The organism is Paraburkholderia sp. GAS334 (assembly GCF_050436625.1).
GTDB lineage: Bacteria > Pseudomonadota > Gammaproteobacteria > Burkholderiales > Burkholderiaceae > Paraburkholderia.
Genome location: NZ_JBNDMO010000006.1, coordinates 313,920 through 326,279 on the forward strand (window position 1 = coordinate 313,920; position 12,360 = coordinate 326,279).

Genomic DNA, 12,360 nt, shown 5'->3' on the forward strand with positions numbered 1-12,360 from the left:
GCAGGCGCTCGTCACACATTGCCCGTCAACCCGATACGAGACAGAGCCCCATGAGCACGAACCTCGCTTTCCCGGCCCGCTCCGGCACCGCGCCGACGATGGCGCGCAGCCTGATCCTGCTGTTCGCCTTCAGTTGCGGCGTGATCGCCGCGAACCTGTACTACGCGCAACCCATCATTTCGCTGATTGCGCCCGACCTGCACATGTCCGAAGGCACCGCGAGCCTGATCGTCTCGCTCACGCAGATCGGCTACGCCGCCGGGCTGTTCTTCCTCGTGCCGCTCGGCGACCTGGTCGAAAACAAGCGGCTGATGATCATCAGCGCCGTGCTATCGATTGCAAGTCTCGCTGCCGCCGCTACGCTGGACGAGCCGGGTCTCTTTCTCGGGATCTCGCTGTTGATCGGCTTCACGTCGGTTACGGTGCAACTGCTGGTTCCGCTCGCCGCGCATTTCGCGGCGGCCGAGACGCGCGGCCGCGTGGTCGGCACGATCATGAGCGGGCTGCTGCTCGGCATTCTGCTCTCGCGTCCGATCTCGAGCTCCATCGCCGGGCAGTTCGGGTGGCGCGCGGTATTCGGCTTCGGCGCAGTCGTGATGACGCTCGTCACGGTGCTGCTGGCATTGACGCTACCGGGCCGGCGTCCCAACCATTCGGCAAGCTATCTGCAGCTGATCCGTTCGCTTGAGCGCCTCGTCGCGACGCTGCCGGTGCTGCGCCAGCGCTCGCTGTACCAAGGACTGATGTTCGGCTCATTCAGTCTGTTCTGGACCGCGGTGCCGATCGAGCTGATGAACCACTACCACCTGTCGCAGACGGCGGTCGCCGTGTTCTCGCTGGTCGGCGCGATGGGCGCGACGTCCGCGCCCATCGCCGGGCGCCTCGCCGACGCCGGCCACGCGCATCGCGCAACGGCGTTCGCGCTCGCGCTGGCGGCGATCAGCTACCTGCCTGCCATGCTGGTTCCGGGCCTCGGCGTGTTCGGGCTGGTCGGCACCGGCCTGCTGCTCGACTTCGCGGTGCAGATGAACCTGGTCCTGGGCCAGCGCGAAATTTACCAGCTCGATCCAAAGAGCCGCAACCGTCTGAACTCGATCTACATGACGAGCGTGTTCGTCGGCGGCGCCGTCGGCTCCGCAATCGCGAGCACGCTGTACAAGCACGGCGGCTGGACTTGGGTCACGGTCGTCGGCATGCTGTTCCCGCTGCTCGCACTCAGCCGATTTCTGTTTGCCGAAAAGCCCGCTCAATAAATAACGACCTCGCTCGAGCGCTACGCAAGGTGCGAGGCCGCGCGCCTGCCCGGTAGCGGTCCTCGTAGCAGGCTGCGCCGCAACGATGCAGGCTATGCCCGAGGCGCCGCGGGTCGCAGAAGAGAACGGCATCCGGCAATCCATGCCTGCGATGAAAGCCGGTTATGCCCATGACGGCCTGTTGTGGCCCGCCGCTTGCCGCGATGATGAAGGCGATACCGGGGCGATCAATCCGCGACAGGAATGGCGACATGAAGATAGTGGTGGCGAGCGCATCCGGATCCAACGGAAACGGATATGGCAAGCTTCTGGCCTTCTCGGGCGATGGCGCGCCGTTCGGCGCGTTCAACGACGACGTTGCCGCGTTTCCTCCCGACCTCGACGGCGTTGGCACGCCGATCCTGAGGCCCGGCATCGCACCTCTTCCAGGCGGCTCCGCGTTTGCCGCCGACGGAGTCGGGTTCGTTCCCGGAGGCCGATTGTTAACTCGGCGATAACGGCGCGCCGCATTGCGCAGAGCGCGCGGCGCGTCGTCGGCAAGATGGAGATTTTGCGCGGGCCGGCACGTCCACGGGCCAAGGTCCCTCAGATCTGAGCCTTGCCCCAGTACACGCCATCCGCCCGTATCGTCGTTCGATCCAGAATGCGATGCTGATCCACCGAGATCGGCGTAGCGCGGTGGGCAACCCGGAAGTTGTCGGCAATGACGACATCGCCTTCGCGCCAGTGATGGACGTAAGCGGCACCTGCGCGGGAGAGGTGATCGTTCAGATCGGTCCGCAACGCCATGAACTGTTCGGGCGTGTAGCCCACGACGCTGCCGGTAAGGCCGACGTTGAAGTAGAGCGACGGCTCGCGTGTCGCAGGATGCCGCATGACGAGCGGATGTTTTATCCCGTTTCGATGCAGCGTGACGAGGCCGTCGATTGTGTGCTTCCTCTCATCCGGCAACGCCCTGTACGCCTCCCGCAGATCGGCAAAAAGCGTCTCGCCACCATTGGCCGGTTGCGCGACCAGATACCAGATCGAGATAGGCGTGACCTCTGCACGGAACGAACCGTCGGAATGCCAGTAGCGGCCAACGTTCGTATGACCTTCCGCGGGGCGGCTGGCCACGCGAAAGATTTGCGGATATTCGGCCAACTGTCCTTCGCCCGGCGAAAACGTCTCGAGCGTGCCAAAGACCTCTGACATCCTGACCTGCCCAGCAGGCGGAAGCTTCTGATTCCGGATGACCAGCAAGCCATGCTCGAGAAGCGCCGTACGCAACCCGTCCACATCGTCTTGCGTCAACGCGGTCAGGTCGGCCTCCTCGACGTGCGCTCCAAAGCCCATATTCATCGCCGTGATCTTCATCGCCCCTCCGATTGTGCCAGCCGTTCCAGGCCTCTGCCGTTGGAATGCGACCGCGAGTCGATGCAGGACATGCTAGCGAGGGGGAGGTCAGCCGAGTAGTGCCGGGCGCGGCATATGATTCATTCCTGGGGGCAATGCCGCGCTGCGGGACCAGGTTTCACGAATTCGGTTGCTTTCATCGTGGCCATCTGAATCCTCCAGGGATGAGCACCGTACAAGGCGGCAATCGCCAGGGAGCGGTGGGCAAACACCGATGCACGGCGGCTTCCATCGGTCCCGTAGACGCTGATCTGGACGAGCACGCCGAAAGTCATACCGGTTCCGTCGAGTATCGCCCGATACGCTTCCCCCGGCGCCGCACGGAACGGCGAAAAGATGTGGATCGATGGCCGGCAATGGATCTCCGATTTCCTCTCCATTCACGTGCGCCTCAGTGCACGCACGCATCACCTCGTTGGCGCCGCCGAGCTGGCGAAGATGAAACCGACGAGCCGCCTGATCAATACCTCTCGCGGCCCCATAGTCGACGGTACCGCGTTGCTCGACGCGCTCAGGACGGATCGGATCGCCGGCGCGGCGCTGGACGTCTACGACGTCGAGTCCCTTGAAAATCCCCATCCGTTGCGCGAGCTGCCCGATGTGCTCGCCACGCCACATATCGGCTATGTGTCGAAGAAGCTGTACCGGACATTCGACGGCGATACGGTCAAAAAACATCGTTCGCGGCCATGAAGCGCAACGCTGTCACGAGGCGTAACATGGCTATCTCCGATTGAGCGGAACCCGCCGCCAGGAGGATCACGATGAATAGCGACTCCCACCCGGACAGCGGTGCATCCCCTCGCGATGACGAATTCAGTTCGAACGGAGCCCCGAACGACTTGAGCAGCGAGGATCCCAGCGTGCGGGGAAACCCTCGCTACTATCAACTCTATCCCACGCTGACCGATGCGGACATCGACAGGATGCGGCGCTTCGGAACGATGCGTCGTTGTCCTGCGGGTGACTATTTGTACCGCGCGGGGAGCGTGAGTCCCGGCATGTTCGTGTTCCTCTCCGGCGCGGTACGCGTCATCGGTCGAGACGGCCTGGGACGTGAGCGAGTCGTGCGCGCGAGAATGCAGCGCGGAGAATTCAGCTCCGACATAGGCCAGCTGTCCGGCAAGACTGCCCTCGTGGATGCACGCGTGCTCGAAGATCTCGAAGCACTCGTGCTCCCCGCGGAAGGATTGCGCGCGTTGATGGTGGCCGAGGCCGAACTCGGCGAACGGCTAACGCGCGCCCTCATTCTCAGACGCGTGGCCGCGATCGAACGAGGCGATGGACCGGTTCTCGTCGGCGCAAGCGACAATCCCCGCATGGTGTCACTGTGCAATTTCCTGCGGCGAAATGGGCATCCGCATGTTGCGCTCGATGCCCAGCATGATCCGGAAGCGGTCGCCTTCGTCGAGCGACTCGCCCCCGGGCTCGATGATTTCCCGCTCGTGATCTGTCCAAACGGCGCGTTGCTGCGCAATCCCGACGAGCTGCAACTCGCCTCATGCCTGGGATTGATGCCCGAGTTCGATCCCGCACACGTCTACGACGTCGTGATCGTCGGCGCGGGGCCTTCAGGGCTCGCAGCGGCCGTCTATGCGGCATCGGAAGGTCTTTCTGCAGCCGCGTTCGATTGCAGGGCGCCGGGCGGCCAGGCCGGCACCAGCGCGCGCATAGAAAACTATCTGGGGTTCCCCACTGGTATCTCTGGCCAGGCGCTGGCCGGCCGGGCCTTCCATCAAGCCCAGAAGTTCGGGGCGCATATCGGGATTCCGTGCGAAGTCAAAGCGCTCCATTGCAGCAAGCGCCCCCTTGCCGTCGAGCTCGCCGACGGCCGGCACATCATGACACGTTCCGTTGTCATCGCAAGCGGCGCGGAATACCGCCGCCCGTTTTTCGACGGACTCGCGCAATTCGAGGGTCACGGCGTCTATTATTGGGCGACGCCGATCGAAGCAAAGCTCTGCCGCAACGAACCGGTACTGGTCGTAGGCGGTGGCAATTCCGCCGGGCAAGCCGTCGTCTTCCTGGCTTCTTTTGCCGCGCACGTTCATCTGTTCATCCGCGCCGCGAGCCTCGACCTGAGCATGTCGCGGTATCTGAATGAACGCGTCATGTCGTTGCCTAACGTGACACTGCATCCGCGCGTGGAAATCACCGCGCTCGAGGGCAGCGAACGGCTCGAACAGATTCGTTACCGCTGCCGTATTTCGGAAACTGAAGCGTCGATCCTGTGCCGCAACCTTTTTATATTTATGGGTGCGGAACCCAATACCGGATGGCTTCGCTCATGCGGGGTTTCGCTGGACCGCAAGGGATTCGTCCTGACGGGAGCCGATATCGATGATGGCGTGATCCGGCAGCTTCCGCTGCAAACCAGTGTCGACGGCGTATTTGCCATCGGTGATGCTCGCGCCGGCTCGACCAAACGGGTCGCCGCTGCTGTTGGCGAAGGAGCCGCCGTAATCGCACAGATCCACCAGTTTCTCAGCGCGCAACGGCAATTTTCGAAAGCGAACGCAACGCACACCTGATGGATACCCGCTTTTTACCGGAGCCCGGACGCCGGGTTAAGGCGTCCGGACCTCGTGGCGTTAGCGGACCGGTGGGAAATCCAGGTCCGTGTCGTTGATACGGTTGAACGTATTTGTGAACACCGTCAGTGCGATCGCCAGGGTGATCTCCACAAGTTGCGTCTCGCTGTAGCCCGCCGCACGGATCGCTTCGTATTGCTGAGTGTTGATCGTGCCGCTCGTCGTCTGCACTTGCCGCACAAAGCGCGCCAGCGCGTCGCGGCGGGCATCCCCCGTCGGCTCGCCGGCACGGATCTGACGCAGCGACTCCGCCGACAGCCCCGTCATCTTGCCAATCACCGTGTGCGCGGCGACGCAGTAGTCGCAACCGGTGAGCTCGCTCACGAGCAACTTGATCGTCTCCAGTTCCTGCTTGCTCAGGGTGCCGGCGCCCAGCACGCTTTCCGCATTCAGTACTGCCTTGAGCACCTGCGGGGACAGTGCGCCCAGCGCGGCAAACAGGTTCGGCACACCACCAGCAAGCTTCTTGACTTCGGCATACACTTCGGCAGTTGCGCCGGTCGCCGACTCGATAGCGGGAACAGTGATACGGCTCATGGTGAAACTCCTTTCTTTCTCAGGTTGGTAAGGAGCCGCACTTTAAGCCTGCAGCGTGATCTTGATCAGCCCCATCCGGATCAATAAAATGCTCGTTAGTATCACCCGGGGGCGCTTCTGCCTGGAGCGCTTGTCGTGCCCGATTGGACTGATGCAGGAACGCGGGTGCTCCTACTATTCACCCAGTGAGGAGACTGCCGTGGATCGGCTAACAGCGATGGAAACGTTTGTCTGCGTGGTGGAGTCCGGTAGCTTTTCAGGTGCCGCGCGCCTACTGAATGTAGGGCAGCCTGCCGTTTCGAAGGCCATCGCACTACTCGAAGAACGTCTCTCGGTGCGCCTGTTGCTGCGCTCCACGCGCGGGCTGACGCCGACCGAGGCGGGCCAGGCGTTCTACGGTCGCGCAAAGCGCGCGATCGAGGAGGCAGAGGAAGCAGAGCTCGCCGCCCGCGGGGCCGGAAGCAACCTCACGGGACGCCTGCGCGTATGCGCCCCTGTTACGTTTGCCAGGCTGCATATCGTGCCGGCCATCGGACGGTTCCTCGAAGCCCATCCAGAGCTCAACATTGACCTGGTGCTCGACGATCGCAACGTCGATCTGCGCGAAGAAGGCATCGACATCGCGTTGCGCATCGGTCAACTTGAGGACTCGAGCATGACGGCACGCAAGATCGGCGAGGCCCCGCGTCTGGTTGTCGGAACGCGGGCATACTTCGAACACGCGGGAATTCCCGCTTCTCCAGCGGACCTCCCTTCGCATCAGGCAATTGTCTATAGCCAGCGCGGTGGCGGCACCACGTGGACGTTTCGGCGCGGCAGTTCGGAATTGGCCGTCGTGGTATCGGGGCGCGTGGCCATCACGGCGGCTGAAGGCCTGCGCGCGGCGGTTCTCGCCAATCTCGGCCTGGCCGTCGTATCCGAATGGATGTTTTCTCCCGAACTGAAGAGCGGTGAGGTCTGCTCAGTGCTGAACGACTGGCGTCTGCCCCCCGTTGAGCTTTGGGCCGTATTCTCCGCGGGCCGCATGGTCAACGCCAAAACACGCGCGTTCCTCAACTTTCTCGTAGATACCTTGGGCTTCGGCGCTGGTCCTCTGAACTAGACTAAAACGCTCGGGCGCGAGTGGATCCAGAACGGTCTGGATGGAATTGCAATTGGCGCCGCCGGGCGTTTCATGCGCGAGATGCGCTGCTATCGCGTAGCCGGGCACCGCGTTTGCCTCATGCTCATGCGGTGACACTTCGCCATGCCGCCCGCACTTGGGCATGGGCAACGGCCTCCTGTGAGGCTCAGGAACCCAACATCACGCATCGGGCTTTCTCCGCACCATGCTCGAAAATCGGGCAATCATGGGCGTGAATCATAATTCTGTCGATAGTCGAACGCGCTGCCTTTTGACGGCTGCGCCTGGCGATACGCGACAGGCGCATTTCGCCGACGCGGCGACGCGCGAGGACGAGAGCGGCAAACCAGCCGACCACGTTCCAGCCCAGAGCGAGGTTGATCAGGAAGATGGTCAGCGCGTCTAGACGGGACGATTTATCTGGCCTCGGGCATCGGAGCGAGTGGCGAAGGCGGAAACACAATTGCGGTGTTCGATGCAGACGGCGTGCCGCTGGCGCAGCGATTCATCACCGACGACGCTGTGAGCCCGCTGGATCTGACCATCGCGCCCAGCGGAAACATCCTTGTATCCAGTGAGTTTCCGTTTCGCGCACCCGATGCCGTGACGAGTATCCGTGAATATGATCGTGCCACTGGAGCCTTGGTGCGTGTATTCATCCCGCCGTCCGGCGCCGGTTTCCATCAGCCTCCGGGCCTGCGGTTTTGGTCCCGCCGGATATCTGTATTGCGTCGCGCGATGGCGTCGCGGTATTTGATTTTGGCAACGGACACTTCCTGGAATTGGCCGTCCTATGCCGCGACTCCACGGTCACGCGGTCATTTTCTTTCCGTTACTCGAGGACTGAATGCGCCAATCTTACTGCGTCACCCCACCCTGCGATGAACACGATGAATTCTGACTTCGTCCCAGATCCCAGCGGCGAAGAGCGGGTCATTACGATTGAATGCCTCGACTTCGCCGCGTGTTTGCGCTTCCACAAGAAAGAAGCTACCGATCTTGTTTTCGCCAGCGTCGTCTACCAATGGCCCGGATGTGACAAGCGTGATCGGCCCGCTCTCCAGATAGGCGCGATGCTTCGGGGTGTTGGCTTCGCGAAGGGCCAAGGCACCAGGCTTATCGGTACAGAAAACAATCCAATGCATGATTTTGAGTTCCTATCAAAGTCGGACGGGATTGATATGCACCTGCTGAGCAGCACAAAAAATCCCGTCCGGTTAATTGGTTAATCGCTTCAGTGTGCTGAAGCGGGCAATGTGCTGGCCGGCTTGGGCGCCGCATTGCGCTCTGCGTTCTGCACATTCTGTGGATAGCCGGTCAGGTCGCCGCCCGACTGATAGCCATTCTTCTCGAGCGTTTTGAGCTCAGCCTTCTTCCTGGCACGGGCGGCCTTTCGCTGTGCCTTGCGAATCTGCCTCTGCGTGGACACACCAGACGCGTTGGAGGCCGACGCGATGAGCGCATCGGACGCCCTGCGCGAAAGCAGCGTCCGCGTTAAGCAGCGCAAAACTGAGGCAGAGGGTTGCGATGACCTTCCGGGACGCAATGCCGAATTGAACCATGGCCAGATCTCTCGAATAACGTGGACACAGAACGACCTCTACGCCCGGAAAACTCATGCAGTATCAATCTCTTGCGACGTAACTGGATGCGCTGCATGTCCTATGGCTTACCGAATGATCCGATTTTGCTGGGGCCCGCTCGATGCCGCTGAAAAACGACGAGATCTGGCAGCGGAGAGAACGGGCGATACGGGAAATCGCAGCCCAGCAGGAGGAGCGGATCGCACGACATCATCGCGTGACAACCGGAGCTAAAGCCGATCAACCCGGTTATGCCAACGTCGTAGGGGTTGTCGTATTCGATGAACGGCTTGCCGCACAGCGCGTGCAATGACATGACTCACTGGATCAAACGTAAAACCTCAGCGCAACTCGCCACGAGGGCTTCGGCCAATCCAATCGAGTACGAAATCATCGCCTATATCGATGACACGGCCAACTTGTTGTCCATAAAACGAATGAATTAAATGCGATCGTTTAGATCGAGCCACTCACGGGTTTCCGCCGACCCTCGTCGTGCATAGAATGTAAACGGCGTTAAACCGACGCGATTCAGATCAAGCGGAGAGGATCATCATGAATGTCACTGCGTTTTTCGCGGTCGTGGTTTTAAGCATTTCCCTTTTTACGCCGGCCTTTGCCAGTGAGCATATGCATGTGAATCACGATCACGAACACACCCGCTATCAACCGCCCAGCGCGGATCAAAATACATCGGCTCAGGCACCACGGGACAACAATCAGACCGTTCCGGGCAGCAAGTAAGCTCGAGGAGCGCGTGCCTCGCCTTAGCGCGCATAGCGAAGCAGGAAATCGCGTAACAGCGGATTCACAATATCGGCATGCGTCAAATTCGGTGTATGTCCCGCTCGGTCGACCAGAACAAGATCTTTGCAGTTCGGCAACCGGGCGGCGAGCGCCTCTGCGCAGTCAGGGCTGATGGCGGCGTCGTCGCGTCCATGGAACACGATCGACGTATGCGTAATCTCCGCAAGGCGCGGCGTGATGTCGTCCCTGGAGACAAGGGCATTAACCGGATGTTCGAAGTGATCCGCGCTAGCGTTCATCCATTTCCGGATCCATGCCGATGCCGCGTACTCGGGACCGAACAGAAACGCTGACAGATTCTGCGCGACATTTTTCGCGCCGTTACGTACCCACTCCGCTTTCAGCTCTTCAAAAGACTGCCGAACCGCTTCGGAGTCGACATCGCTTCTTGTCGATATCAGGGCGATTGCCCGAAATCGATCCGGCTCCAGCAACGCTGCACGCATCGATATAAATCCGCCTTGAGACATGCCGACAAGCGATGCCGAGGCAACCTCCAGATGATCGAGCAAGGCAATGAGATCCCTCGCGGAGTCCCAGTAGCTGAACGCCCGGGTCGCGGCTCCGGTTGCACCGAAACCTCGCTGGTCCCAAACGACGCAACGGAATTCATTCGTTAGTTCCGCAATGTTCGGCTGGAACATGTCACCGTCCATGAGGAAGCCATGACTGAAGACAACGACAGGCGCCCCGGGAAGGCCGAACTCATCGTATGCGAAGCGTATCCCTTCTCGTTCAAAAAACGGCATACCGATCCCTACTTTCGAATAACACGGTGGATTCAATATAAGCCGACCTTCGCTGGAACACCTGACCGTAAGAGCCGATTGCTTGTCGAATCGTCCAGAATTCTTCGCGCAGATCAGGCTATTCAGGCGTAGACAACCGAGACCTCCGCGTTGAACGGGCACACACGCAACAGCCTGTTCATACGCATCTCATCACGGCCCCATGCGTGTCAAGGCGATCGGATACATCGCATGTCAGAACACACGTTTCTACCCATTGACCGCACTCCTTACTTTTGATTAAGTGACGTCTACGAGAGTTTTCAATCGACTGGCTTGCCGCAAGATCTTGCCGCCGACCGAAGCGTCTTTTTTTATTCATGGAATCCGGCAAAGCGTAATGCACTGCCTCGTTCCACGTGGAGAAATGTTGGGTATGACGACAGTACCAATTGATGGAGACAAGCCCGTCTGGATTCTGCAAGGAAGTTTCGGGCGAGCAACGGTGAACTTCATTAGCCGTCCGCTTGTCGCTCACGCTCACTCCCAATACCAGTTCCTTTTCAAGCTTGGCGGAAGCAATTGCAATTTCCGCATCGGCGCAGACGAATGCGCGCTTACCGCGGAGCGGGCCATCTGTCTGAATCCCTGGGTCGAGCACTCGAAAAGCAGCAGCGACGGCGAGCCTTCCCTGATCCTTTCGCTCGTGATCGAAGCACCCTGGCTGCGCCAGCAATTGAAACTCGCTGAAAACGGTATCGCGAGCATTTTCCCGAAAGCCGAGGTCGTCGTCACGCCGGACGTGCGGCATCACGTGGATCGTATCGCTGCGGCGATCACCAACCACCTGGTCGCCAACGACGACAGTTGCATGCCCATTCTTGCTGATCTGGTGACCGCACTCGGTCGGGATTTTGCCGAACCCGCGTTGACGGCCGGCATCATCCCGTCAGGCAGGCCGATCGATTTTCGCATCCGCAAAGCGGTGGATTTCATCAAGCACGCGTCAGTGACGAATCCCACCGTTGCCCAGGTGGCGGCTCAAGTCGGCCTGTCCAGGTCGAGATTCTTCCAGCAATTCCGACTGTGCATGGGCATTTCACCGCAGCACTATATCGATTGGGTCCGCATGTCGCATGCGATCCAGTTGCTTGGCGCTAGCGATAAACCGCTTTCCGATGTAGCCGAAGAGTTAGGGTTCGAAGAACACAGCCACTTCACCCGTTTCTTCGCACAACACATGGGCGTGCCACCCAGTGAGTTTCGCAGGCATTCGGTGACGCTGGACAATCAGCACGGCTGAACGGGGGTGTAGGGCCCCGAACGATCCCCACACCCTCCGAAAGCGACGATTGTTGTCACCGGAATCAGGCTGCGGACTTCTCTACTACGTAACTACTTTCACTGTTGGACGTGTCGGCGACTACCGGATTGCCGAGAACGCCTAGTCCATCGATCTCGACCTCGACCCAGTCTCCCGGCCGCATATGCACCAGTCCCGGTGTCGGAAAGGGACCGTACTGACGCGAGAGATCGTGGCCCTCGACATCATCCGGCTGAGGTTTCAACGCGCCGGGCGTTCCCATTGCAATCAGGTCGCCGGGCCGCAAACGATAGCCCTGACTGAGATAGCTGATCACTTGCGCAACGCCCAGCAACATATCGTCGAGCGGTGCGCTCTGACGAACGACACCGTTGATGCGGGTCTTGATAGTGTGCGTGGCAGGATCGCCAAACTCGTCACGGGTCATCAACCACGGCCCATAGGACCCGGATGCTTCGAAATTCTTGCCGAGGCCGAATTGACGATTGTGCATCTGGAACTCGCGAACCGATCCTTCGTTGAGGCAGGTGTAACCCGCCACATGTTCCAGCGCTCGCTCCACCGGAATATAACGACCAGGCGCGCCGATGACGACACCTAGTTCGCCCTCATAGTCGAACGCGCGTGCAACGGATTCCGGCGGCGCCAGAATCGGCTCGCCGGCGCCGACATAGGACGCAGCCGTGCGCATGAAAAGGTGGGGAAATTCCATCGACGTTTGAAGTCCCGTTTCCGCGATATGGCTCTTGAAGTTCAACGCCAGTGCCCACATCGCGTTCGGGCGGTCCAGGAAGGGCTTGAGTGTGACGTCGGCGAGCGCCCGATCGCCCTGCCGTCCTTCTGCCGCCAGCCGCAGCCGCGTTAGCCCATCCTCCTGCTCCAGGATTGAAATGAGGCTGGCTGGAAGGTCCGGGGCGATGTCGGAGACAGCAACGAAATGGGTCGGGCTGGTGACGATTCCAAGCGCGATGCGGCTATCGTCGGAGTAAGCAATAATCTTCATGAGCGAGCGTGTCTTT

At 60.5% G+C, this 12,360-nt stretch carries 17 protein-coding genes; 9 read left to right on the top strand and 8 right to left on the bottom strand.

Annotated elements, in window-relative coordinates; genetic code table 11:
* Nucleotides 1–50 precede the first annotated feature (50 nt).
* Nucleotides 51–1,253 (top strand): MFS transporter, encoded by a 1,203-nt coding sequence (locus P3T21_RS14325; protein WP_429256582.1) that lies wholly within the window; start codon nt 51–53, stop codon nt 1,251–1,253.
* A gap of 251 nt (nt 1,254–1,504) precedes the next feature.
* Entirely contained in the window at nt 1,505–1,750 is a 246-nt protein-coding gene (locus P3T21_RS14330) for a hypothetical protein (protein WP_429256583.1), read from the top strand.
* Between the two features lie 88 nt (nt 1,751–1,838).
* Here the strand turns inward: P3T21_RS14330 and P3T21_RS14335 are convergent, their stop codons facing one another.
* Together P3T21_RS14335 and P3T21_RS14340 are read right to left on the bottom strand one after the other, a co-directional pair.
* Nucleotides 1,839–2,609 (bottom strand): TauD/TfdA dioxygenase family protein, encoded by a 771-nt coding sequence (locus tag P3T21_RS14335; protein ID WP_429256584.1) that lies wholly within the window; start codon nt 2,607–2,609, stop codon nt 1,839–1,841.
* Between the two features lie 119 nt (nt 2,610–2,728).
* Entirely contained in the window at nt 2,729–2,923 is a 195-nt protein-coding gene (locus P3T21_RS14340; protein WP_429256585.1) for a hypothetical protein, read from the bottom strand.
* 61 nt (nt 2,924–2,984) lie between these two features.
* On the opposite strand from P3T21_RS14340, the gene P3T21_RS14345 reads away from it, so the two are divergent.
* Both P3T21_RS14345 and P3T21_RS14350 read left to right on the top strand, forming a co-directional pair.
* A complete protein-coding gene (locus P3T21_RS14345) occupies nt 2,985–3,341 on the top strand; it encodes an NAD(P)-dependent oxidoreductase (RefSeq protein WP_429256586.1) in 357 nt (118 codons plus the stop codon).
* A 71-nt stretch (nt 3,342–3,412) separates the two neighbouring features.
* A complete protein-coding gene (locus tag P3T21_RS14350) occupies nt 3,413–5,179 on the top strand; it encodes an FAD-dependent oxidoreductase (RefSeq protein ID WP_429256587.1) in 1,767 nt (588 codons plus the stop codon).
* 60 nt (nt 5,180–5,239) lie between these two features.
* Here P3T21_RS14350 and P3T21_RS14355 read toward each other — a convergent pair whose 3' ends face one another.
* Complete coding sequence (locus P3T21_RS14355; RefSeq protein WP_429256588.1) at nt 5,240–5,776, bottom strand: carboxymuconolactone decarboxylase family protein; 537 nt, start codon at nt 5,774–5,776, stop codon at nt 5,240–5,242.
* Nucleotides 5,777–5,975: 199 nt separating this feature from the next.
* Here P3T21_RS14355 and P3T21_RS14360 point away from each other — a divergent pair, with 199 nt between their 5' ends.
* Complete coding sequence (locus P3T21_RS14360; RefSeq protein WP_429256637.1) at nt 5,976–6,878, top strand: LysR family transcriptional regulator; 903 nt, start codon at nt 5,976–5,978, stop codon at nt 6,876–6,878.
* 187 nt (nt 6,879–7,065) lie between these two features.
* Here P3T21_RS14360 and P3T21_RS14365 read toward each other — a convergent pair whose 3' ends face one another.
* A complete protein-coding gene (locus tag P3T21_RS14365; RefSeq protein ID WP_429256589.1) occupies nt 7,066–7,362 on the bottom strand; it encodes a superinfection immunity protein in 297 nt (98 codons plus the stop codon).
* 5 nt (nt 7,363–7,367) lie between these two features.
* Here P3T21_RS14365 and P3T21_RS14370 point away from each other — a divergent pair, with 5 nt between their 5' ends.
* Complete coding sequence (locus P3T21_RS14370; protein WP_429256590.1) at nt 7,368–7,784, top strand: hypothetical protein; 417 nt, start codon at nt 7,368–7,370, stop codon at nt 7,782–7,784.
* Here the strand turns inward: P3T21_RS14370 and P3T21_RS14375 are convergent.
* Together P3T21_RS14375 and P3T21_RS14380 are read right to left on the bottom strand one after the other, a co-directional pair.
* A complete protein-coding gene (locus P3T21_RS14375; protein ID WP_429256591.1) occupies nt 7,766–8,044 on the bottom strand; it encodes a YciI family protein in 279 nt (92 codons plus the stop codon). The genes P3T21_RS14370 and P3T21_RS14375 overlap by 19 nt on opposite strands.
* 89 nt (nt 8,045–8,133) lie before the next feature.
* On the bottom strand, nt 8,134–8,328 hold the full coding sequence (locus P3T21_RS14380; protein ID WP_429256592.1) for a hypothetical protein: 195 nt from the start codon (nt 8,326–8,328) through the stop codon (nt 8,134–8,136).
* Between the two features lie 275 nt (nt 8,329–8,603).
* On the opposite strand from P3T21_RS14380, the gene P3T21_RS14385 reads away from it, so the two are divergent.
* On the top strand, nt 8,604–8,795 hold the full coding sequence (locus tag P3T21_RS14385) for a hypothetical protein (protein WP_429256645.1): 192 nt from the start codon (nt 8,604–8,606) through the stop codon (nt 8,793–8,795).
* Between the two features lie 242 nt (nt 8,796–9,037).
* The gene (locus tag P3T21_RS14390) at nt 9,038–9,226 is read left to right on the top strand and encodes a hypothetical protein (RefSeq protein WP_429256593.1); all 189 of its coding nucleotides are present in this window, start codon (nt 9,038–9,040) and stop codon (nt 9,224–9,226) included.
* Between the two features lie 23 nt (nt 9,227–9,249).
* On the opposite strand, the gene P3T21_RS14395 is transcribed toward P3T21_RS14390, so the two are convergent.
* Nucleotides 9,250–10,200 (bottom strand): alpha/beta fold hydrolase, encoded by a 951-nt coding sequence (locus P3T21_RS14395; RefSeq protein ID WP_429256594.1) that lies wholly within the window; start codon nt 10,198–10,200, stop codon nt 9,250–9,252.
* A gap of 244 nt (nt 10,201–10,444) precedes the next feature.
* Here P3T21_RS14395 and P3T21_RS14400 point away from each other — a divergent pair, with 244 nt between their 5' ends.
* Nucleotides 10,445–11,320 carry a helix-turn-helix domain-containing protein gene (locus P3T21_RS14400; RefSeq protein WP_429256595.1) on the top strand — a complete coding sequence of 292 codons (876 nt, stop codon included), beginning with the start codon at nt 10,445–10,447 and terminating at the stop codon, nt 11,318–11,320.
* A 64-nt stretch (nt 11,321–11,384) separates the two neighbouring features.
* On the opposite strand, the gene P3T21_RS14405 is transcribed toward P3T21_RS14400, so the two are convergent.
* Nucleotides 11,385–12,344, bottom strand: a complete 960-nt coding sequence (locus P3T21_RS14405; RefSeq protein ID WP_429256596.1) for a fumarylacetoacetate hydrolase family protein — start codon at nt 12,342–12,344, stop codon at nt 11,385–11,387.
* Between the last annotated feature and the right edge of the window lie 16 nt (nt 12,345–12,360).